The organism is uncultured Flavobacterium sp., assembly GCF_963975515.1.
Lineage (GTDB): Bacteria > Bacteroidota > Bacteroidia > Flavobacteriales > Flavobacteriaceae > Flavobacterium.
In genome coordinates this window covers 117303-137818 of record NZ_CAXBGY010000004.1, presented here as the reverse complement: position 1 = coordinate 137818, position 20516 = coordinate 117303, and the positions used below count along the sequence as shown (strand labels likewise).

The 20516-nt window shown below is 28.3% G+C and carries 24 protein-coding genes and 1 tRNA gene; 11 read left to right on the top strand and 14 right to left on the bottom strand.

The window, feature by feature from the left end; translation table 11 throughout:
* Nucleotides 1-20 precede the first annotated feature (20 nt).
* Entirely contained in the window at nt 21-1154 is a 1134-nt protein-coding gene (locus AAC008_RS07025) for an OmpA family protein (protein ID WP_339888318.1), read from the top strand.
* Between the two features lie 96 nt (nt 1155-1250).
* Here the strand turns inward: AAC008_RS07025 and AAC008_RS07020 are convergent, their stop codons facing one another.
* The 7 genes from AAC008_RS07020 to AAC008_RS06990 all read right to left on the bottom strand — a co-directional run bounded on the left by AAC008_RS07020 (nt 1251) and on the right by AAC008_RS06990 (nt 5310).
* A complete protein-coding gene (locus tag AAC008_RS07020) occupies nt 1251-2087 on the bottom strand; it encodes a DUF2807 domain-containing protein (protein ID WP_339888316.1) in 837 nt (278 codons plus the stop codon).
* A 15-nt stretch (nt 2088-2102) separates the two neighbouring features.
* Nucleotides 2103-2930: a mechanosensitive ion channel domain-containing protein gene (locus AAC008_RS07015; protein WP_339888315.1), complete on the bottom strand. Its 828-nt coding sequence runs from the start codon at nt 2928-2930 to the stop codon at nt 2103-2105.
* Between the two features lie 2 nt (nt 2931-2932).
* Nucleotides 2933-3136, bottom strand: a complete 204-nt coding sequence (locus AAC008_RS07010; RefSeq protein WP_339888314.1) for a hypothetical protein — start codon at nt 3134-3136, stop codon at nt 2933-2935.
* A gap of 3 nt (nt 3137-3139) precedes the next feature.
* Nucleotides 3140-3703 carry a sigma-70 family RNA polymerase sigma factor gene (locus tag AAC008_RS07005; RefSeq protein WP_339888312.1) on the bottom strand — a complete coding sequence of 188 codons (564 nt, stop codon included), beginning with the start codon at nt 3701-3703 and terminating at the stop codon, nt 3140-3142.
* A 130-nt stretch (nt 3704-3833) separates the two neighbouring features.
* Nucleotides 3834-4445 carry a hypothetical protein gene (locus tag AAC008_RS07000; protein WP_339888311.1) on the bottom strand — a complete coding sequence of 204 codons (612 nt, stop codon included), beginning with the start codon at nt 4443-4445 and terminating at the stop codon, nt 3834-3836.
* Between the two features lie 3 nt (nt 4446-4448).
* The gene (locus AAC008_RS06995) at nt 4449-4877 is read right to left on the bottom strand and encodes a hypothetical protein (RefSeq protein WP_339888309.1); all 429 of its coding nucleotides are present in this window, start codon (nt 4875-4877) and stop codon (nt 4449-4451) included.
* Nucleotides 4878-4890: 13 nt separating this feature from the next.
* Entirely contained in the window at nt 4891-5310 is a 420-nt protein-coding gene (locus AAC008_RS06990; RefSeq protein ID WP_339888308.1) for a hypothetical protein, read from the bottom strand.
* 101 nt (nt 5311-5411) lie between these two features.
* Here AAC008_RS06990 and AAC008_RS06985 point away from each other — a divergent pair, with 101 nt between their 5' ends.
* The 3 genes from AAC008_RS06985 (at nt 5412) to rpe (ending at nt 8304) form a co-directional block, all read left to right on the top strand.
* Entirely contained in the window at nt 5412-6362 is a 951-nt protein-coding gene (locus AAC008_RS06985) for a hypothetical protein (protein ID WP_339888307.1), read from the top strand.
* 79 nt (nt 6363-6441) lie between these two features.
* Entirely contained in the window at nt 6442-7305 is an 864-nt protein-coding gene (locus AAC008_RS06980; protein WP_008256407.1) for a sigma-70 family RNA polymerase sigma factor, read from the top strand.
* A 336-nt stretch (nt 7306-7641) separates the two neighbouring features.
* Nucleotides 7642-8304: a ribulose-phosphate 3-epimerase gene (rpe, locus tag AAC008_RS06975; RefSeq protein ID WP_339888306.1), complete on the top strand. Its 663-nt coding sequence runs from the start codon at nt 7642-7644 to the stop codon at nt 8302-8304.
* Between the two features lie 60 nt (nt 8305-8364).
* Here rpe and AAC008_RS06970 read toward each other — a convergent pair whose 3' ends face one another.
* The 3 genes from AAC008_RS06970 to AAC008_RS06960 all read right to left on the bottom strand — a co-directional run bounded on the left by AAC008_RS06970 (nt 8365) and on the right by AAC008_RS06960 (nt 10789).
* Nucleotides 8365-9408, bottom strand: coding sequence for a T9SS type A sorting domain-containing protein (locus AAC008_RS06970; protein ID WP_339888305.1), 1044 nt, complete (start codon nt 9406-9408; stop codon nt 8365-8367).
* Nucleotides 9409-9488: 80 nt separating this feature from the next.
* Nucleotides 9489-9905, bottom strand: a complete 417-nt coding sequence (locus AAC008_RS06965) for a CBS domain-containing protein (protein WP_339888304.1) — start codon at nt 9903-9905, stop codon at nt 9489-9491.
* A gap of 89 nt (nt 9906-9994) precedes the next feature.
* Nucleotides 9995-10789 (bottom strand): zinc-dependent peptidase, encoded by a 795-nt coding sequence (locus tag AAC008_RS06960; protein WP_339888302.1) that lies wholly within the window; start codon nt 10787-10789, stop codon nt 9995-9997.
* Nucleotides 10790-11016: 227 nt separating this feature from the next.
* Here AAC008_RS06960 and AAC008_RS06955 point away from each other — a divergent pair, with 227 nt between their 5' ends.
* The 5 genes from AAC008_RS06955 (at nt 11017) to AAC008_RS06935 (ending at nt 15173) form a co-directional block, all read left to right on the top strand.
* Nucleotides 11017-12657: a hypothetical protein gene (locus tag AAC008_RS06955; protein WP_339888301.1), complete on the top strand. Its 1641-nt coding sequence runs from the start codon at nt 11017-11019 to the stop codon at nt 12655-12657.
* A gap of 12 nt (nt 12658-12669) precedes the next feature.
* Nucleotides 12670-13338, top strand: a complete 669-nt coding sequence (locus AAC008_RS06950) for a response regulator (protein WP_339888300.1) — start codon at nt 12670-12672, stop codon at nt 13336-13338.
* A gap of 122 nt (nt 13339-13460) precedes the next feature.
* Nucleotides 13461-13664, top strand: coding sequence for a hypothetical protein (locus tag AAC008_RS06945; RefSeq protein WP_339888298.1), 204 nt, complete (start codon nt 13461-13463; stop codon nt 13662-13664).
* Nucleotides 13665-13879: 215 nt separating this feature from the next.
* Nucleotides 13880-14053, top strand: coding sequence for a hypothetical protein (locus tag AAC008_RS06940; RefSeq protein ID WP_339888297.1), 174 nt, complete (start codon nt 13880-13882; stop codon nt 14051-14053).
* 316 nt (nt 14054-14369) lie between these two features.
* Nucleotides 14370-15173, top strand: coding sequence for an endonuclease/exonuclease/phosphatase family protein (locus AAC008_RS06935; RefSeq protein ID WP_339888296.1), 804 nt, complete (start codon nt 14370-14372; stop codon nt 15171-15173).
* A gap of 53 nt (nt 15174-15226) precedes the next feature.
* On the opposite strand, the gene AAC008_RS06930 is transcribed toward AAC008_RS06935, so the two are convergent.
* Complete coding sequence (locus AAC008_RS06930) at nt 15227-15574, bottom strand: MotA/TolQ/ExbB proton channel family protein (RefSeq protein WP_339888294.1); 348 nt, start codon at nt 15572-15574, stop codon at nt 15227-15229.
* Between the two features lie 233 nt (nt 15575-15807).
* Between AAC008_RS06930 and AAC008_RS06925 the strand changes: the two genes are divergently transcribed.
* A complete protein-coding gene (locus tag AAC008_RS06925; protein WP_339888293.1) occupies nt 15808-16854 on the top strand; it encodes a histidine kinase in 1047 nt (348 codons plus the stop codon).
* A complete protein-coding gene (locus AAC008_RS06920) occupies nt 16847-17563 on the top strand; it encodes a LytTR family DNA-binding domain-containing protein (RefSeq protein WP_339888291.1) in 717 nt (238 codons plus the stop codon). Before AAC008_RS06925 ends, AAC008_RS06920 begins: the two co-directional genes overlap by 8 nt.
* A 70-nt stretch (nt 17564-17633) precedes the next feature.
* Here AAC008_RS06920 and AAC008_RS06915 read toward each other — a convergent pair.
* The 3 genes from AAC008_RS06915 to ftsZ all read right to left on the bottom strand — a co-directional run bounded on the left by AAC008_RS06915 (nt 17634) and on the right by ftsZ (nt 20506).
* A tRNA-Arg gene (locus tag AAC008_RS06915) sits at nt 17634-17707 on the bottom strand.
* 83 nt (nt 17708-17790) lie between these two features.
* Nucleotides 17791-18237, bottom strand: coding sequence for a GatB/YqeY domain-containing protein (locus tag AAC008_RS06910; RefSeq protein WP_339888290.1), 447 nt, complete (start codon nt 18235-18237; stop codon nt 17791-17793).
* A gap of 289 nt (nt 18238-18526) precedes the next feature.
* Nucleotides 18527-20506 carry a cell division protein FtsZ gene (gene ftsZ, locus AAC008_RS06905; protein ID WP_339888289.1) on the bottom strand — a complete coding sequence of 660 codons (1980 nt, stop codon included), beginning with the start codon at nt 20504-20506 and terminating at the stop codon, nt 18527-18529.
* Nucleotides 20507-20516: the final 10 nt, after the last annotated feature.

Sequence of the window (20516 nt, the reverse complement as noted above, 5' to 3'; positions counted from 1 at the left end):
AAAAGGTAAAACTATTAATTATGAAGTTTAAATATCTACTAGCCTTAACTATACTTTTTTGTTCTTTTAATGCAAACAGTCAATCAAAAGGTAAAGAAGGAGAAATAATAATTTCTGAAGAAAATTTAATTCACTTAATTCAGAAAATTAGAGCAAAAAGAGATGCAAACTATTTGCTATCTCAAAAAACTAATGTTGTTACAAATACGAAATCAGACGTAGATTTATCTAAAGTAAATTCAAAATTAGTAACACTAGAAAAGGAACTAAAGTATTTAACAAATTTACTCGAATCGAAAAACACAACAGAAGAAATAAACACCGAATATTTCATCCTTAAAAAAGACAGTAACGAAGTGCCTATAACAGAAAAAGTTGTCTATATAAGAGACACTATCTATAGTTTAAAAGAAACTATTTACAACACAACTGACACTGTTTATAAAACGGAACTAGTAGACGCAACTCCTAAAACAAAAGACACCGTCTATTTGTCAAACAAAACATATAAGCCTGTTAAATCTGTTAATTTAAAAGAAACTAATGAAAAACCTACAGTAGTTGAAAATAAAAAACCAACAAGTACTAAAAACATAATTGTTCCTTCAGCAGCAATTACAGCGAATAACAATACCAACGATTCTACCGTTAAGGCTATTGAACGATTAGAAAGTAAAATAGACTCGTTGTTTGCAGCTAATAAAACGAATAAAGAAGTTATTTATTTATCCAACAATCAAACAACTAAAAATAATTCTGATAAAGCAACAACTAAAACAGATACAGTTTATGTAAACAATACAAATTCTAAATATGAGTTATTGAAGAGTAAATTTAGTGGGTTTAAAGAGAAGGTTTATTTCGAAAACAATTCAAGTGAAATTAACAATTCTAAGAAAATTGATTCAATTATTACACTATTAAATTCAAATGAAAATTTAGATGTTTATTTAAAAGGATTTGCCAGCAATAAAGGAAATGCAATTTATAATCAGGAATTATCGTTTAAAAGAGCAGAAACTATTAAGCGCTATTTAGTTTCAAATGGAATTCATCCTAGTAGAATATTATCTCAATTTCATGGAATTGATTATGAAAGCAAGAACGAAACTGAAGCAAGAAGAGTTGAATTGAGTTTTATAATTAGAAAATAATTTATTAAAACTTCATAAAAAAAACGCTAAACAAGTATTTGTTTAGCGTTTTTTGTTTTCATTTATATTGAAATAAATATCTTTAAAAAGTTACAATTATTTATTCTTTTTAATAATATGAGCATTATCTCGTATGCCTTCAATTTTTACTTCTGGAGAATTAAACAAGTATAACTTAGCTTTATCAGTTAAAAAGATATTTATTTTATCTTGCACATTTACATAAGCATCAGACGAATTTGATTGTTCTATAATTAACTTATTATTTACAAACTCTCTTGCTCTTAAAATCGGCTTTCCTACCAAAATTGCTTTCATAAAAGTTGTACTTCCTTCCAAATCAAGTTCAGCATCGTTATACATTTGAAGATTGCAATATTTAGCTTTTACAAGACCCTTAGTGTCAATTTCATCACTCAACACCATTTTGATTGAATCTGCTTGAAAAACGAAATCGCCTTTAGCATTATTATTCAGTCTAAAGTCTATGTTTTTGGCATTAACATCAAGCTTAAATTTTGAATTATCGCTAGCTGTAATTGAAAAACTGTTAGGTGTTTTAATAAATCCTATTTGATTTGCTTCTGCTTTATTATGAAGAATAACTGAATTTATATCTTTACCATTTACTACAATTTCTAATTTCTTTTTAGAAGTGTATTTATAATCTGTATGAATTTTTAAAACGGTTCCAACTGTTTCAAAAACTATAGTTTCTTGCAAATTAGAGTCTGCGGTAACTGTACAATTATTAGTACTGTTTCCTGATGAAAATGTAATTTCGAAATCATCATATATTTCTAATGTTTCAAAATTAGCTAAATCGAAAGTTGTTGTAATAACCTCTTTATTTCCTTTAATTTTAATTTTATCTTGAGCATAAAAGCTGAAACCAACTAACAAAAATAATGCAATATGTAATTTTTTTTTCATTTTTTTTTCTATATTTTATTTAATAATTTCTACTTTGTTGTCGACAATTTCTTTTATAGGAATAACTGTTTTTCCTGTTTCTGTAATAATAGTGATACAAATATTATCCATAGATTCGATTGTACCTTCTATAGAATTAACTTTAATTCTATCACCAATTTCATAGTTTTTTCTTGAATAAAAAGACAGTAGTAATTTTTCGATTACCTCTTTTGATCCAAATCCAAAAGCTAATGCAAATGTCAGTAATAATGCTCCTAATATAATTGTAATGTTATTAGTTATTACAGTAGTATCAATATTTGCTTGATTAAGAGCAGTTATAGTTACTAAAGCAACAATTCCATAAAAAACAGCCGTACTAATAATCTTTGAACCACTTAAGTCAAATGAATTAAACATTCCATAAATTGCTTTTCTAACATAGTTTGCAATATAAAGACCAACCATAAACAGCACGATTGCACTAAATAATTTTGGCAAATAGCGTAAAAGGTTACTAATTTCAACAGAAATAATTGTCCATTGCATTACATCTGCAGCTATAATGAATAAAACTAGAACTAATATCCATTTTACAAAACTTAAAATTACCGTTGAAATATTAAATTTTATTCCTTCTTTTCCAAAAACTTCTGCTTTGTTAATTCTATCTGTAAGCTTATCTATTTTAGCCACATGTAAAGCTTTTGACAGAATAAATAATATGAATTTTGTAATAAGCCATCCTACAATTAATATAAGGACAGCATAAACAAAACTAATAAAACCTTCTCCTATCTTATAGAACAATGAGTTTAAAGAGTTAAAAGTATCAGTTTTTAATTGATTAAAAATTTCCATAATTAGTTTGAGTTAGGTTTATTATTGTTTGGTTTTTTTGTTTTAAAGAAACTTTCTAATGTAGCTGCATAATTTGAAGAAAACAAACTAGTTACTTCCATAATAAATTTTATGGAATTTACATCGTCCATTACTTTTCTCTTTAAATCTTTTGGTACTTCTTGAGGAGGAATACCTATTTTTTTAAAAGGATTGTCTTTTTCCATTTTTTATAATTCTAAATTATTATAAACTTCTGCAATTTTAGTTTTTGCTCTTGAAAGCCTCATTTTAATAGCACTTTCAGACAATTCTAAAACCTCTTGAAGTTCTTTAATTGAAACATCATCTTGGTATTTTAATTGCAAAATCATTTTGTCTTCTGGGGAAATAATAGTTAAAGCTTTTTCTAATTTATCTGCTCGCATTTGATATAAACTATGATCACTAACTTCTACTGACAAATTATATTCTTCTTCAACCTGATTAGATTTAGAACTAATATCTCTCTCTTTATCTCTATTTAGATAATTAACACAAAAATTATAAGTTACTGAATATAGCCAAGTTGAAAATTTTGATTGCCCTTTAAAAGTTGACAATTTGATAAAAACATGCAGAAAAACATCTTGTGTTAAATCTTTTGCTTCATCAACAGAACCAACAAAGCCATAACATTTATTATAAACTAAGTGCTCATATCTATCATACAAAACACCAAACATAGAAGTGTTATTAGTTTTACTAATTTGCAAAACTAATTCATCATCTGAGAATTCAAGATATTTTTTCACTTTAAAGATTTATAACTCTTTTTCATTAAGACACATCATAATAAAAAAAGTCACATTAAAAGTATATAAATTTTAATTACATTGAACTTAAAATTTAAAAAACCTCATTTAAATAAATGAGGCTTTAGATTTATTGTCTATAAACCAGTCCAAACATTAAATACTGTGAACCATATTTTTCATTAATTTTTTTATTAAACAAATCATAAGGTGAAAAATTATAATGACATTGAAAGCCTATATTTTTATAGTTAAGTTTTATGCCTTGTGAAATATAAAATGTAGTTAAAACTTCGCTAGTAAATTCTTTTTCTTCAAAAGCTAACTCATTTGGGGCTTCATAAAAATTAAGACCTAAGCCTATACCAGTGTTCCATTCTAAATTAAAACTCCTTGTTTGGTTTGACATAGATATTATTTTAGCAAATCTTGTTCCGATAGAAATTCCAAAATGTTCAGATTTATATTTCACTATTGAATCTCTATATCTAAAATCAACATCTCTAGCCTTTTTTGGTATAAAAAAGTTAAATCCAAAATCAATATAATCATCGTTAACAATTCTGTTTCTAAACCAAAATCCAACACTTGGAGAAGTCTCAAACTTATTTGCCATTTTTCCTAAAGGTTTTACAAAACCAACTTCTATATAAACTCTTTCATATTCATTTATATCAATTGAATCATTTTGAGAAAAACCAAAATAGCCTATTAACAAAATGAATAAAAATATTTTTTTCATAATTTACCAATTTATAAAAGGAAACGCCCTTTTGTTATTAAGATTCCACAATCCAATTTGCAATCCTCTTGAAAACGACCTATTGAAAACTCCGATTTGAATTCCTTTATTTTCTTTACAATAATTTACTAATCCTATTTGGCTTCCTTTCAATTCATAGGAGCTATTCATGACTCCAATTGTAATACCTTTTAAGTGGTTGTTTGCATTATACAATCCTATTGAAACACCATTCTGATTATCTGCAATTGTACCAAACGCTGACAAAGACAAACCGTTGAAGTCATTAAATTTATTTCCCAAAGAAATATTTAAACCATTCATACTACTTGAGGTAAAGAAACAGCCTGTCGTTAGATTAATTCCGTTTAATTTTAAATTAGGATTACTATTCCATTTTTCAATTTTAATAAACGCTCCATTTTGTTTCAAACTATCTGGAATTTTATTCTTTGTTAATTATTTCTGGCAAATACATTATTGACATAAAACCCAAAAAAACACCAGCAATTGGAGCACCATTAACTTCAATATTTAGACCATTTATCGTTTGATTCTGTATTCTCTTATTTTCAAAATGTCCAACTCCAAAAACCAATCCGTTTACTTTATCTACTTTTCTTGAAATAGGCGACAAACTAAAAATTTGAGAATGCGTCTTATAAAAAATGCTATCATTTTGAGAGTTTGCATTTAAAATCCCAAACAATAAAAAAACTAAATAGCTTTTAGCAAACATTTTTCGCATAAGTACATTAATTAAGCATGAATATGAATACATTTCTTCTGAAGTGTAAATTGATAACTCTTCGCTATATCGCTTTACTCTTTTAATTCTGTTTCTTAATAAATCTAATTTTTTCATAGTATTAAGTTTTAATTTCTGATCCAAAACTATTTTAATTATCGCAAAATAAATTGCGAAATTCAATAATAATATTTACTATATTTGTGAAAATCGCAAACATGAAAACTCAAAATCTGCTTTTAAATGCCATTAGAAAACAATTAAATAATGGAATTTCAATTATTGATGAAGTTGCACAAATACTAAACATTAGTTATGATGCTTCACACAGAAGAGTTTCAAATAAAAGTAAATTTTCAATAGAAGAAACGGTTCTCCTGTGTGGTCACTTTAAAATTTCCATGGATAATTTATTTAAAAATCAACAAAATATTATTTTAGAAAAAACCAAGTCCATTAATCAAATTAAAGATTATCAAACTTATTTTTCTGAGATAGCAAACAAAATATATTTAAACCCCAAAGAAGAGAATACTTTATATTATTCTGCTAAAGACATACCTATATTTTACACTATTGGCGGAAGCATTTTGTCAAAATTTAAAATGTATGTTTGGTATAATCTAATGACTGAAAATGAATTAATTGCTTTTGAAAAATTCAATGTAGAAAATTCATTATTAAATGAAACATCAAAATTAATCGAAATAGTTAGTCAAGTCAAAATAATTGAAATTTGGAACGACACAACTATAAATAGTAGTTTACAACAAATAGTTTATTATTTCGAATCGGGTTTATTGACTTATGAGACTTCAAAATATTTATTAGAAGAAATTACTGCAATTATAAAATCTATTGAGAAAAAATGTGATTCTTCAAATTCTGATTATCAATTATATTATAATGAATTATTGATTTTAAACAACAATGTTTTGTTTGCATCGAAATCGTCAAAGCAGGCTTTTATTCCTTATAACATGTTAGGTTATTTTTCTACCAAAAACGAAAAAGTAACTTCAGAAATTCACAACTACTTTACCAATCAAATAAAAAATAGTAAATCTTTACAGTCATCTGGTAAAAAAGAACAGAAAATGTTTTTCAATAAAATGTATCAGAAGATAGATTTCTTTATTAAAAAAATAGAAAATTTTATTCTTAATTAAAAAAAGCACCTTTTTTGTAACTTTTTTGAAACACTTGCGTATAACTACTGTACACGAATAAAAAAGTACTGTAAAAAGAATGAGACAACTAAAAATTACCAAGCAGGTAACGAATCGTGAAACTGCTTCCTTAGACAAATATTTACAAGAAATTGGAAAAGTTGACCTAATTACTGCTGATGAAGAAGTAGAATTAGCACAACGTATTAAAGCTGGTGATCAACGAGCTTTAGAAAAATTAACAAAAGCAAATTTACGTTTCGTAGTATCTGTTGCGAAACAATATCAAAATCAAGGATTAACACTTCCCGATTTAATTAATGAAGGAAATCTTGGTTTAATAAAAGCAGCTCAACGTTTTGATGAAACTCGTGGATTCAAATTTATATCATATGCTGTTTGGTGGATTCGTCAATCTATCTTACAAGCATTAGCAGAACAATCTCGTATTGTACGTTTACCATTAAACAAAATTGGTTCTATCAATAAAATCAACAAAATGTATGCTTTATTAGAGCAATCTAATGAAAGACCACCTTCTGCTGAAGAAATTGCAAAAGAATTAGACATGACAGTGAATGATGTAAAAGAGTCTATGAAAAACTCTGGTCGTCACTTATCAATGGATGCACCTCTTGTTGAAGGAGAAGATTCTAACCTTTATGACGTTTTACGTTCTGGTGAATCTCCAAATCCAGATAGAGAATTAATTCATGAATCATTACAAACTGAAATTGAAAGAGCATTAGAAACATTAACTCCAAGAGAGGCAGATGTTGTTCGTTTATACTTTGGTTTAGGGGATCAACATCCAATGACTTTAGAAGAAATTGGTGAAACTTTTGACCTAACTCGTGAGCGTGTTCGTCAGATTAAAGAAAAAGCTATCAGAAGATTAAAACATACTTCTAGAAGTAAAATATTAAAAACTTATTTAGGATAAACCCTAATTACAGCGAACAATAGTCTAAAGACTATTCGTTTTTTGATTGATGATTGAAACTCCGGCTGATTACCGGAGTTTTATTTTTTAGGAATAAAACTCCAGTCGATTCGCAAAAGCTCGGGTTACCGGAGTTTTATTTTTTAATCTGAACTCGTTTCAGATTCTTATTAATTTCATATCAATACCTCTGAACTCGTTTTAGATTCTTATCAATTTTATTTCAAATTCATCTAAACTTATTTCAGATTCTATTTATATAATTTATCTTTGCACAAACAACACTAACAAACTTTCAAGTAACTGCAAAAGATACTGAAATAAATTCAGCATAAAATGAGTAAAAACACTTTAATTGCACCATCAGTATTAGCTGCTGATTTTGCTAACTTACAACGAGACATCGAAATGATTAACAACAGTGAAGCCGATTGGTTTCATATTGATATTATGGATGGTGTTTTTGTTCCAAACATTTCTTTTGGAATGCCTGTTTTAGGAGCTATTGCTAAACATGCTAAAAAAACTATCGATGTGCATTTAATGATTGTTGATCCAGATAGATATATTTCGACTTTTAAAAAATTAGGAGCAGATGTATTAACAGTACATTACGAAGCTTGTACACATTTACACAGAACGCTTCAAGCTATTAAAGCAGAAGGAATGCAAGCCGGTGTAGCCTTAAATCCACATACAAACGTTTCATTATTAGAAGATGTAATAAAAGACATTGACTTAGTTTGTATTATGAGTGTAAATCCAGGATTTGGAGGACAATCTTTTATTGAAAACACATATAAAAAGGTAAAACAATTAAAAGAAATCATCACAAGAAATAATGCTTCAACAAAAATTGAAATTGATGGTGGTGTAACCAATAAAAACGCAAAACAATTAGTTGATGCTGGTGCTGATGTTTTAGTGGCTGGAAGTTATGTTTTTGGAGCAGATGATCCAATGGCAACAATAGCTGATTTGAAAAAAATCACACAATAAAAAAAAACAAAAAACGCACAAAAATTCATTTGTGCGTTTTTTTATAAAAGTATTTAAAAATTATTTCTTAATAATTTTTGACTTATACAATACGTTTTTTGATTCATCTGATACAGAAACAAAATAGACACCAGAAGCCAAATCTGAAATAGTATAACTATCTGAAACTTTAGAAGATTTTACTTCTTGTCCTTGTAAACTATAAATAGTGATATTTTTGGCTAATCCAATCATGTCATTAGGAATTGTAATAACAAAATCAGATTGCACTGGATTTGGTGAAATTTTAAATTCGTTAGCATCTGTAAATTTATCATTGCTTAGAACAACAGAGTATTGCACATTAAATGGCATATCTTGAGGGAAATCTGGAGCTGTAGCAGGATTCCCTGCATCAATTAAACTTGACCAAGTATTAGTTGTAGCAACATTTTGTTTTGCATTCCATCCAGTAATCCCACGAACTCCAGAAATTGTTACTGGTGGAAAAAACAAAGTACCATCGTTTGTTGGATGACCTTGATAAACAACCCAATAAGTTCCTGAAGGTAAAGATGCTGTTAAATTTGCTCTTACTTTCCATAATTTTCTTGTAGTTCCTGTTGCAGTAACTGCTGGAACAGCAGAATTAAAAATTCTATACATTAAAGCGTCATTACTATCAGTCGCACTATATACATTAGTAGTAGCGTTACCTGCAACAATATTAGACGTTAAAAGAGAAGGATCATTATCATATATAAGAACACGTAATCCATCAATAGGCGGTGTAGTTCCAGCATAACCCGTTTGATAGCAATAGAAATCAAATCCAGTTACATTCCAAGACTGTCCAGTTGGAACTGTAAAGTCATCTGCTAATTGAAAACTAGTAGTTCCTGCAGTATTGTAATTACCACTAAACCCAGAATTAGTATTTGACTCTGTAGTATTACCTGTCTCATTTTGACATTCACTCCAGGTATAACCTGTTGGAGCAGCGACTGCACTATTAGAAGTACTTCCTGTTGATAAAGCACCATTAATATAAGGCTGCGCAATTAACAATTGCAAAGTTGTAGCAAAAAAACTGGCCACAACAAAAAGAGTAGTTTTTTTATTCATATTTTTATGTTTTAAATTTGAAATAAAATTATGAATTAAAACAATACAAAATACAAATATTTAAGAAATTATTAAACATATTAATACTGATCTATCAAATATTTTATTAAATCAGTAGTAGTAACAATACCTACCAATAAATCTCCTTCACAAACAGGTAAGGCATGAAATTCTTTATTTGATAAGATTTCAGCCGCTTCTTTTATAGTTGTTTCTGGAGAAATAGTCACTAAATTTTTTGCCATAACTTGCTCTACAGTAAACATATTATATACTGTTGCGTCAATTAACTCATCTTCATCAACAGCATCAACAAAAGAAATTCTTAATAAATCAGTATAACTCAACATTCCAATAATTTTACTGCCATTAACTACAGGAATATGTCTGATTTTATTTTTCTTAAATAAAGATTCAGCTTTGGTTAAATCATCTTGAAGATTTAATTTAACTACGTTTTTTGTCATAATTGTTGACACTTGAACTCTTTGTTTCATAACATTCATATTTTAAAGGATTAATAAATAAAGTTACCCTTAAATTTACAAAATAAACATGACAAATGTTAGCTTTAAAATTGGATTTTTTATTCTGAAAAATTAATCATTGAACGCACTTTTTCATAAAGCTCTGGAAATTCACTTTTAAATTCAGTTGGAGTTTCAAAAAAGTGCTCAAGAATTACGGCTATAAATTCAAACTCATTGGTGTAAGCGTAAATTCTAAAATAATTAGATTCTATTAAACGTTTATAATTTAATGGCCTTTTTATTTGATCCATAATTTCTTGATAAGTTACAGAAAAAATAGTAGCAGAAGTATCTGCATTTAACATCCCTTGAAAATGCAACACATGAGAGAATTCATGTAACCCTAAGTTAAGGTTATCATTGCTTATTTCATATCCTTCTATGAAATGCTTCCAAGAAAAAACGATAGCTTTCATTCTTGGATTAAATTCTCCCTTATGGTGATTATCATTAATTTTTGAATAATAAATATCCGGATAAACTACAATTTTATCAATAATGGTAAAGAGATAAGTCCGCATTCCAAAGGTCAACATTATTGCTGTAGAAGCTATTAATATTTTTACTTGATCCGTAATCTCTAAACCCTCTTTTCCATAAAAAGGATAAGTATCAATAAAAGTAGCTACACGATGTTCAAAATATTTTTTTAATCTAGGAGAAAGCTTTTTGTAAAACACAAACTCCTTTTCAAGAATAACCAATTGAGATTTTGTTACTTTTTGTGGGTTTATATAAAAATGAACATATATAGGCTTTCTAAAGAAAAAAGCGTACGCTGGTTCTACAACTCCATTGTACAACACAAAACCAATATAAATAAAAGCTACGAAGCCAAAAAGATATCCCAAAGAAAATAATTTAAAAGCGAATGTAAATATTACAAAATAATAAAACTACATATTTTTACAAAAGAACTACTCTTTTTTATTCTTTACGCTTTTATCTTTTTTAAAATATTGATATACAGCTAAAAACTTATATTAAAATTAAACACAACCCAAAACGCAAATACAACTTTATAATTTGTTAATTAAAATAAAAACCTTTTTACTAATTTCGGGAAATGAAATTCACTATGAAACATTTCCCGCTTTTATTTATAATTTTTATTTTAAGTTCTTGTGAAAAAGAAACTAAACCAAATGCACCAAGTAGCTTAACTTATACTGACTATATAGAAAAAGCTAATAATAAAGTTTCAACTTTAGAATTAGACAGTGCTTACTTTTACTTCAACCAAGCAAAATTATCTTGTAAGGATAATGAAAAAGAAATGAAAATATATGCCTTACTTGGTATGGCAAATATTCAAAAAACCAATTGTGACTTTGTTGGTTTAGAAGAAACAGCTACAGAAGCCTTTGGTATTGATAACGAAACAAATTATAAAGAATATCTAAATAACTTTTTAGGTATTGCTTATAATGAACAAGCCGATTATGAAAATGCTTTACTTTATTATAATAAAACGCTCGATAATTCAAAAAATGAAACTAATCGACTTACTATTAAAAACAACATTGCGGTAAATTATTTAGATCAAAAAGAATATGTAAAATCAATTGATGTTTTAGAAAAGTTGCTAAAAAATGATTCTTTAAAAATTTATCCAAGTGAATACGCTAGAGTAACAGATAATCTTGGATTTGCTTATTTTAAAATCAAAAAAGACTCCTTAGCAAAAGAATATCTTTATGCTAGTTTAAACATAAGAGACAGCATCAATGATGATTACGATAAAATTGCATCTTATATACACCTATCAAATTTTTACGATGAAAACAATCCAGTTTTATCAAAAGAGTTTGCAAATAAAGCGTTGCAATCAGCCACAATTGTCAATAGTCCAGATGACAAGTTAGAAGCACTTGATTTGTTAATAAAAAACCCTACCAACAAAAAGGCCGTTAATCATTTTGCTATTTATTCACACATTAATGATAGCATTTCAAAAATAAGACAATCAGCCAAAAACCAATACTCAAAAATAAAATATGATTCTAAAATTACTTTAGAGAAAAACGAGAAATTGAAAGTTGAGAAAGAGTTTATTACCTATTTATTTATCGGATTTGGAATTATCGCCCTTTTAATTTATTTCTTAATTCGTTTTAAAAACAAAAACAAACTTCAAAAATCTACATATGAAGCGGAAACTCGAATTTCAAAAAAGCTTCATGATGAACTAGCCAACGATGTTTACAACACCATGACTTTTGCCGAAACTCAAGATTTATCTGATTTAAACAAAAAGGAACATTTCTTAAATCAAATTGAAAATATTTACAACCGAACAAGAAATATTTCTTTAGAAAATAGTGAAATTGATACGGGCGAAAACTTTAAAGAAAATTTATCCTTATTACTTTCAGGTTTTAATAGTGAAGATACAAACGTAATCATCAAAAATTTTGAAGCTATAAATTGGACAAAAACTAAAAAAATAACCAAGATAACTGTTTATAGAATTCTTCAAGAACTGTTGGTTAACATGAAAAAACACAGCCAAAGCAATTTGGTTGTAATTGGTTTTGAAGACAAAGGAAAATCATACGAAATCAATTATTCTGACAACGGAATTGGAAGCAGCAAATCATTAAGGCTTAAAAATGGTTTACAAAATGTGGAAAACCGTATTAAAACCATAAATGGAACCTTTACTTTTGAAACAGAAACCCAAAAAGGATTTAAAGCTAAAATTGTTTTTCCTAAATAAAACCATTTAACTATGTTTTCAAAAGTACTATTGGCAGAAGATTTAGACAGCATCAACATAGCTGTTGCAACAACCTTAGACGAATTAAATATCGTTGAAGTAGACAATGTAAAATATTGTGACGATGCCTTGTTAAAAATCAAAAAAGCCATACAAGACAACAATCCTTATCAACTATTGATAACCGATTTGTCCTTCATAGAAGACTTTAGACCCAACCAATTAAATTCGGGCGAAGAACTAATTACTGCTGTAAAAAAAATACAACCCAACATAAAAGTGATTGTTTTTTCTGTAGAAGAAAAACCTGTACGCATCAAATCCCTTTTCGAAAACCAAAACATCAATGCCTTTGTATTAAAGGGAAGAAACAGTTTGCCCGAATTAAAAAAAGCCCTAAAAAAAGTTTCTGAAAGCAACGACAAATACATAGCAGCAAACCTAGCCTACATTTTTCAGGATAAAATTACACACCAAATTGACGATTATGACATCCAATTAATACAACACTTAGCTTTAGGTGTAGCACAAGACAAAATGGATCTAAAGTTCAAAGAACTAGGCATTGAACCCAACAGCAAATCTACTATAGAAAAAAGAATAGGCAAACTAAAAGACTATTTCAAAGCAAACAATACAGTGCATCTAATAGCCATTGCAAAAGATCTTGGTTTAATATAAACCTTTCACACGATTCACAATTAAAAAACTCGCTTTTACGGTTTCCCGTAAAATTATATGATTTTGTTGCCTTAAGTTTGAAAAATATTTCAAAAACAACTTCATATATGAAACGTTATTATGTGGATATCATAGCAAAAGAAAACAGAGACCATGAACTGCACAATGAATTTTGTCTTTATATGCCTGTAATTATTAATGCACAATACATTGGAGATTTTTCTGACGATAAAAAAGCCTTAGAAGAAGCTCTAAAAAGTTACCCTAATGCCAATGGATGCAAAAATTGTTGCTCTACATGTCATATTCAACATGAAGTAGAGTAACTAATACTTAATTGATGGTTTGTTAATTAGGTTGGATTGCAAAAAACTCTAAAGTGACAGGAAGCTTTGGAGTTTTGCAATCCTTTTTTTAGAGTTATGAAAGCAATTAAAATAGAAAAAAATCACAAACTAAAAGTATCTAAAATCAAAACAACTGGCTATTACAAATGAAAAAAATAATCAATTTTTTGAGCATCTGTTTTTAATACAGGTTCATGAATCTCAAAAACTGTGAAGAAGCTAAAAAAAGAGGTTTAAAATTTAGTCACAAGAGCAACCAAGATTTAGCAAACACGAACAAGGATAAAAGTTATTGGCATGATGAATATGGTATACAGTATATAATTAATGAACATTATGCTATTACTAACATTAAAATTCATCAATAAATAATCTTTCATGTGGTTACGGTTTCCCGTAAGGAATTAATTTTTTGAAGTTATATGTTTGGATAATAATTTATTCATTATGAATCATTCAAATACTAAAAAGAACACCATAAAAATAATTATCATTTTACTATTCTTACTCGCAATTTATATTCAATGCAATTATTGTAATGTTTGAGTTTGTGAATCTAAAAAGTAATTATATACCATTTCTTCAAAACCTGCAGACATCAAATTGCAAAAAAATCAAAATATGAGGTTCAAGATTTAGGACTTACCCTTTGTGGATGGGAAGATTAATAGTATTTTTGACCGAATGAAGAAACTCTTATATATTCTTTTTCTATTTATTTCTACAGCTTTATTTTCACAAATAAAAGTAATATCATGGAATGTAGAAAACCTAGGCAAATCTAAATCAGATTCAACAATAACTTATATTGCTAACACATTAAAAGAATATGATGTAATAGCCCTACAAGAAATTGTAGCTGGTTATGGAGGCACACAAGCAGTAGCCAAGCTAGCAGACGAACTAAACCGAAAAGGATCAAAATGGGATTATGTTATAAGTGACCCAACAACGAGTAGTGCATATAAAACTGAGCGCTATGCTTTTTTATGGAAAACCAGTAAAGTCAAAAAAATTGGTGATGCTTGGTTGGAAAAAAAGTATAGTTTAGAAATTGACAGAGAGCCTTTTTATTGCACTTTTAAATACAATGAAAAATCAGTAACTCTTGTTAATTTTCATGCCATTACAAAAAGTAAACAACCTGAAACTGAAATCAAATATTTTAAATTCTTACCTTTAGAATATCCGTTATTGAATTTGTTTTTTATTGGAGATTTTAATTGTCCACAATCACACACTGTTTTTAATCCTTTAAAGAAAATGGGATATGTTTCTGTATTTAAAAATCAAAAAACAACTTTAAAAAAAGCATGTAAAAAAGAGATTTGTTTGGCTTCTGAATTTGATAATATTTGGTACAACAGTTCAAAAATTAAAGTCCTAAAATTCGATGTGATTCATTTTTATAAGGATTTTAATTCGCTAAAAGAAGCTGGAGAAGTTTCAGATCATATTCCTATTTGGGTAGAAATTAGTTTGAATTAACTAAAAAATGCTCAACAAATTGCGAGCATTTTTTAATTCTATTTTCTAGATGTTTATTTTTCCAATAAAGTCAATATTATTATTCCGACTCTTGCTATTAAAAAAGTAAACATTCCAAATACTAATGGCAAAAAAGATATTTTTAAACCACTAGAAAGCACTTCTGGACTAATACTTCCAATAGATTCAATGGCATCAAAAGCACCTATTAAACCTATGGCTTGTCCTAAAAATCCCCAAACCAAAACGAATAAACTAATGGATGAAATTAATCGTATTGTTTTTGAATTGGCATCTTTCTTAATTAGACCTCTTACAAACAAGAAAATTATAAGCAATAAAATAATTAATATTGGCATCATAAAAAATGGACCACCTTCATTTATTCTTTCTAAAATCATAAGTTTATATTTTTAAATTAATAATAGTTCGAAAGTACTTTTTAAACCAATATCAATTTTTTATTTGCGACGAATGAATGAATTTACACCTTTTTTAACTGTTTTAATCAAAAATTAGTATTTTTTTGTAGATTTTGAACCAAATCAGGTTTAAAAATGGTTATCCGTCGCAATTACAAACTTGTTTTTATTATTTTATTTATCTTGCCTAAATGTTTTACAAGATCCTAAATATGTACAAAACTATTTTACTTCACTTTCTTTTTTGGATTGGAGTTTGGTTTTTCTTTGTGTATTTTTTTAGTTATAATTCTGATGACACTTACTACATAACTTGGTTTTCTAGTTTATTATTACCCATAGCTTTAACAACTACTTATATTACTATATATTTTTTGATTCCGAAATATTTATTGACTAAACGCTATTTTAAATTAGGACTTTATAGTTTTTATACAATTGTTTTATCTGTTTATTTATCTATACTTGCCGTTTATGGAAGTTTTATTTTCATCACTAAATTAGACATTACAAAAGTTCCTCCAATGGGAAAAAACTTTGTCTTTATTTTAATTTTAGTTTATTTAATTGTTGGAATTGTGAGTTTTATCTATTTATTAAAACACAATTTTAATGCTCAAACAAAATACAAAGCCTTAGAGAATAAGATCTTAGAAACCAACCTTCAAATTAAAGAACAAGAATTATATTATTTAAAGAAGCAGATTCATCCTCATTTTTTGTTTAATACTTTGAATACAATTTATGGCTTTGCACTTAAGAAATCCGAATTCACTCCAGAATTAATTCTAAAACTTTCTAATTTATTGGATTATATTTTATACCAAGTTCAAAAACCAAAAGTACTTTTATCAGAAGAAATCGAACATATTAATGAATATATTGATTTAGAAAAGATTAGGTTTGAAGACCGATTAAAAGTTAAATTTTCTTATCCAAAAATCATGGAAAACATTGAAATTGCTCCAATGTTATTGATTCCGTTTATTGAAAATGCTTTTAAACATGGAAACATTATAAATGGCTTTTTGACAATTTATATAAATTTATCCCTTACTGAAAACAACCAGTTATTATTTGGAATTAAAAATAGTTTTTTAAACAACAATATAGCAGAAACAACAGGAATTGGTTTAGAAAATATTAGAAAACGATTAGAATTATTATTTCCGAATAAGTATGATTTAAAGACAGAACTTAAAGAAAATTATTTTGAAGTTTCTTTAGTTATAAACGAAATTAAGCCAATAGATGAGTAATAGTTATAACTGCATTATTGTTGATGACGAAAAAGCTGCAAGAGAAATATTAGAATCTCATTTGCAAAAAATTGATGCTGTAAAAGTTTTGGCTAGTTGCAAAAATGCTATTGAAGCTTTTGCTGTAATTAATTCTGAAAAAGTAGATTTAATTTTTCTAGACATTAATATGCCTGAAATTAATGGTTTGTCGTTTGCCAAATCTATTAACAAAGATATTAAAATCATTTTTACAACTGCTTATAGAGAATATGCTGCTGATGGTTTTGATTTACAAGCTGTTGATTATTTATTAAAACCAATTTCGTTTGAACGTTTATCTCAGGCAATTGCTAAATTAATTGGCGAAACTATTATTAAAAACAATGAATTATCAACTGAAATTACAGCTGAAAAAAGTGATTTTATTTTCGTTCGTTCCGATAGAAAAATGATTAAAATAGACTATTCAGACATTTTCTACATTGAAAGTTTGAGTGATTATATCAAGATTCACATTACAGAAAAAACTATAGTTACAAGAGAAACTATTTCCAACATTGAAGCCAAGTTACCTAATAATGATTTTATGCGTGTACATCGCTCCTATTTGATTGCGATTTCTAAGATTGAATCGTTTACAAGTGAACATCTAGAAATTAATAAAAACTCAATTCCAATAAGTAGAAGTTATAAAAAAGGAGTTTTGGAGATTTTGGAAGGGTTTTAGTTTTAGATTTTGTAACTGATTTACCACCCAACCTTTGGACGCCCCTCCAAAGGAGTAAAATATATTATTGTGACCTCGGCAGGGTTCGAACCTGCAACCGTCGGAGCCGAAATCCGAAATTCTATCCAGTTGAACTACGAAGCCAATTTGATTTAAGATTGTTGATTAACGATTGTTGATTTTTGAAATAACAAACCATCAACCTATAACTCACAACCTACAACGTTTTATACTAACAACTTCTTCACTACAGTTGATATTGTTTTTCCGTCTGAGTTTCCACCAAGTTGTTTAGAAGCCATTCCCATTACTTGACCCATTGATGCCATACCTGAGAAATTACCATCTGCAATGATTTTTGCTACAGCTGCTTCTACTTCTGCTTCTGATAATTGTGCTGGTAAGAATTTTTCAATTACAGCTATTTGAGCTAATTCTGGCTCAGCTAAATCGTTTCTGTTTTGTTCTGCAAAAATAGTAGCACTGTCTTTACGTTGTTTTACTAATTTTTGTAAAATCTTGATTTCATCTTCTTCGGACAATCCTTCTGCTGAACCTGAAGTTTGTGCTAATAATATTTCTGATTTTATGGCTCTTAATGCTTCTAATGCAACAGTATCTTTAGCTCTCATAGCATCTTTCATACTGTCCATAATTTTTGTTGATAAACTCATTTTTTTTTATTTTTTATGGTTATTTGTCTTCCACTAGCTAAAGCTATTGGTAATTGACTACCCCAGATTGCAATGAAAAGCCTTTTTGTGGTTTATTTGATTTTTTCTTGTGAAAAAAGAGCGACTTTATGAAGCTCCTTTTTTTGCTTATAAAAAACAAATAAACGCAAAAAGCTTGTAATGGAAAGCTGGAAATAGGTTCTAATTAAAAACTAGGGCAAAGATAATTAAAAAACCCGTATGCTTTTTATAAAACGATACGGGTTTTTGAGGTTAAGTTTACGGAGCATTAGTCTACATTATCATGCAAGAAGGAATTGTTAGAACGCAGTTGGGGATCGTCGTTACTATCATTTCCTAGTGACATTCTAGACTTATTATTGTTTAATTCTGGTGATTCTAAATCAACTCCCATTCTTTTGTAGGCTGGTTGTCTTTCGATTTCGTCGATACGAGAATTTGTGTTGAATTTATAATTAAACTCTTTCATTTTACGTTTGCGCTCTTCTGTACGTAGACGTAAAGTTTCTTCAATAGTTAGCTCTGTTAAATCTCTATTTTCAAGACTTAAAATTGATTCTTGTGCTTCTTTAGCTTCAACAGTGTTTATTTTAATATCTAATTCTGGATTTACTGGCTCTGAAACCTGTGTTGGTTTAGCAGTCAATAATTCGTTTTCTTTTTCTAAATATTCTTCTAATGAATGTTTAATGATTCCGTTTTTTTCTACTTCTGTAACAGGAATAAATTCAACGTGTTCATTAACTACAATATCTTTTGCGTCGTCTAAATTGAAAACAATTTGATCTTCTTTTACTTCTTTTTTGTCTTCAAACATATCTAAAGAAAAAAGTAAATCGTCTTCTTTTGCAATTACAAATTCTGGCTCAACCACTTCGATTTCTCTAATTGGTTTTGGCATTGATGTAATTTCGAAAACTGGTTTTTCTTTACTTTGTGGAGAAATAATTTCGAAGGTAACTCCAATATTTTTTATAGCTTCAGTTGTAGCAATTAATTCATTTTCTTGCGCTACAATTGCATTAAATTCTTCTTTAGCTTCTTCTAAAGTGAAAACAATTTTTTCTTCTTTTTCTTCTGAAACTACACTTTCTACTTGTGACGTTATTGATGAAGTTGACTCAGCTTGAATTGGATTAACAACTTCTGCTTCAACTTCTATATTAAAATTTGCCTTTTCAATTAGATTTTTAACGATTTTTTGTTCGTCTTCTAAGGAATGGATAATTCTATTTGGTTCTGTGTTTACAATTTCGTGTTGTTGTTCTGCATTGAAGCCTGTTGCAATAATTGTTACAGAAACTGCATCTTCTAATGAATCATCTTCCCCAACTCCCATAATAATATTAGCGTTGAAACCAGCTTCAGTTTGAATGAAGTCGTTGATTTCTCCAATTTCATCAATTGTAATTTCTTGAGAACCAGAAACAATTAACAACAATACATTTTTAGCACCTGTTATTTTGTTATCATTCAACAATGGTGAATCTAAGGCACTCTTGATTGCAATTTTTGCTCTATCATCTCCAGATGCAACAGCAGAACCCATAATAGCTGTACCACTATTTGAAAGAACTGTTTTAGCATCTTTAAGGTCAATATTTTGTGTATAGTGATGTGTAATTACTTCAGCAATTCCTCTTGAAGCCGTTGCTAAAACTTCATCTGCTTTTGAGAAACCAGCTTTGAAACCTAAATTACCATATACTTCTCTTAATTTATTGTTGTTAATTACGATAAGTGAATCCACTTGTTTACGTAATCTTTCTACTCCTTGCAAAGCTTGTTCTTGACGCACTTTTCCTTCAAATTGAAAAGGAATTGTTACGATACCAACTGTAAGAATATCTCTTTCTTTTGCTAATTGAGCGATAACTGGTGCAGCACCAGTTCCAGTACCTCCACCCATTCCAGCAGTGATGAAAATCATTTTTGTGTTAGTATCTAACATTTTTTCGATTTCTTCAACGCTTTCAATAGCAGATTGTTGTCCTACTTCTGGATTTGCTCCAGCACCAAGACCTTCCGTTAAGTTTACACCTAATTGTATTTTATTAGGCACAGGACTATTAGCGAGTGCTTGAGAATCTGTGTTACAGATAAAAAAGTCAACACCTTTTATTCCTTGCTTAAACATGTGGTTGATTGCGTTGCTTCCACCGCCACCAACACCAATTACTTTAATTACGTTCGATTGATTTTTAGGTAAATCAAACGAAATGTTTCCAAATTCTGATTCGTTGCTCATATTTTTGGGG

Coding starts and splice junctions, on each gene's coding strand:
- AAC008_RS06930 (WP_339888294.1), bottom strand. CDS start 15,574: ATGATTTTAGAAAGAATAAATGAAGGTGGTCCATTTTTTATGATGCCA.
- AAC008_RS07010 (WP_339888314.1), bottom strand. CDS start 3,136: ATGGAAAAAGACAATCCTTTTAAAAAAATAGGTATTCCTCCTCAAGAA.
- AAC008_RS06970 (WP_339888305.1), bottom strand. CDS start 9,408: ATGAATAAAAAAACTACTCTTTTTGTTGTGGCCAGTTTTTTTGCTACA.
- AAC008_RS06920 (WP_339888291.1), top strand. CDS start 16,847: ATGAGTAATAGTTATAACTGCATTATTGTTGATGACGAAAAAGCTGCA.
- AAC008_RS06935 (WP_339888296.1), top strand. CDS start 14,370: ATGAAGAAACTCTTATATATTCTTTTTCTATTTATTTCTACAGCTTTA.
- AAC008_RS07020 (WP_339888316.1), bottom strand. CDS start 2,087: ATGAAAAAAAAATTACATATTGCATTATTTTTGTTAGTTGGTTTCAGC.
- AAC008_RS06940 (WP_339888297.1), top strand. CDS start 13,880: ATGAATCTCAAAAACTGTGAAGAAGCTAAAAAAAGAGGTTTAAAATTT.
- AAC008_RS07025 (WP_339888318.1), top strand. CDS start 21: ATGAAGTTTAAATATCTACTAGCCTTAACTATACTTTTTTGTTCTTTT.
- AAC008_RS06985 (WP_339888307.1), top strand. CDS start 5,412: ATGAAAACTCAAAATCTGCTTTTAAATGCCATTAGAAAACAATTAAAT.
- AAC008_RS06980 (WP_008256407.1), top strand. CDS start 6,442: ATGAGACAACTAAAAATTACCAAGCAGGTAACGAATCGTGAAACTGCT.
- AAC008_RS06965 (WP_339888304.1), bottom strand. CDS start 9,905: ATGAAACAAAGAGTTCAAGTGTCAACAATTATGACAAAAAACGTAGTT.
- AAC008_RS07000 (WP_339888311.1), bottom strand. CDS start 4,445: ATGAAAAAAATATTTTTATTCATTTTGTTAATAGGCTATTTTGGTTTT.
- AAC008_RS06950 (WP_339888300.1), top strand. CDS start 12,670: ATGTTTTCAAAAGTACTATTGGCAGAAGATTTAGACAGCATCAACATA.
- AAC008_RS06925 (WP_339888293.1), top strand. CDS start 15,808: ATGTACAAAACTATTTTACTTCACTTTCTTTTTTGGATTGGAGTTTGG.
- rpe (WP_339888306.1), top strand. CDS start 7,642: ATGAGTAAAAACACTTTAATTGCACCATCAGTATTAGCTGCTGATTTT.
- AAC008_RS06910 (WP_339888290.1), bottom strand. CDS start 18,237: ATGAGTTTATCAACAAAAATTATGGACAGTATGAAAGATGCTATGAGA.
- AAC008_RS07015 (WP_339888315.1), bottom strand. CDS start 2,930: ATGGAAATTTTTAATCAATTAAAAACTGATACTTTTAACTCTTTAAAC.
- ftsZ (WP_339888289.1), bottom strand. CDS start 20,506: ATGAGCAACGAATCAGAATTTGGAAACATTTCGTTTGATTTACCTAAA.
- AAC008_RS06955 (WP_339888301.1), top strand. CDS start 11,017: ATGAAACATTTCCCGCTTTTATTTATAATTTTTATTTTAAGTTCTTGT.
- AAC008_RS06990 (WP_339888308.1), bottom strand. CDS start 5,310: ATGAAAAAATTAGATTTATTAAGAAACAGAATTAAAAGAGTAAAGCGA.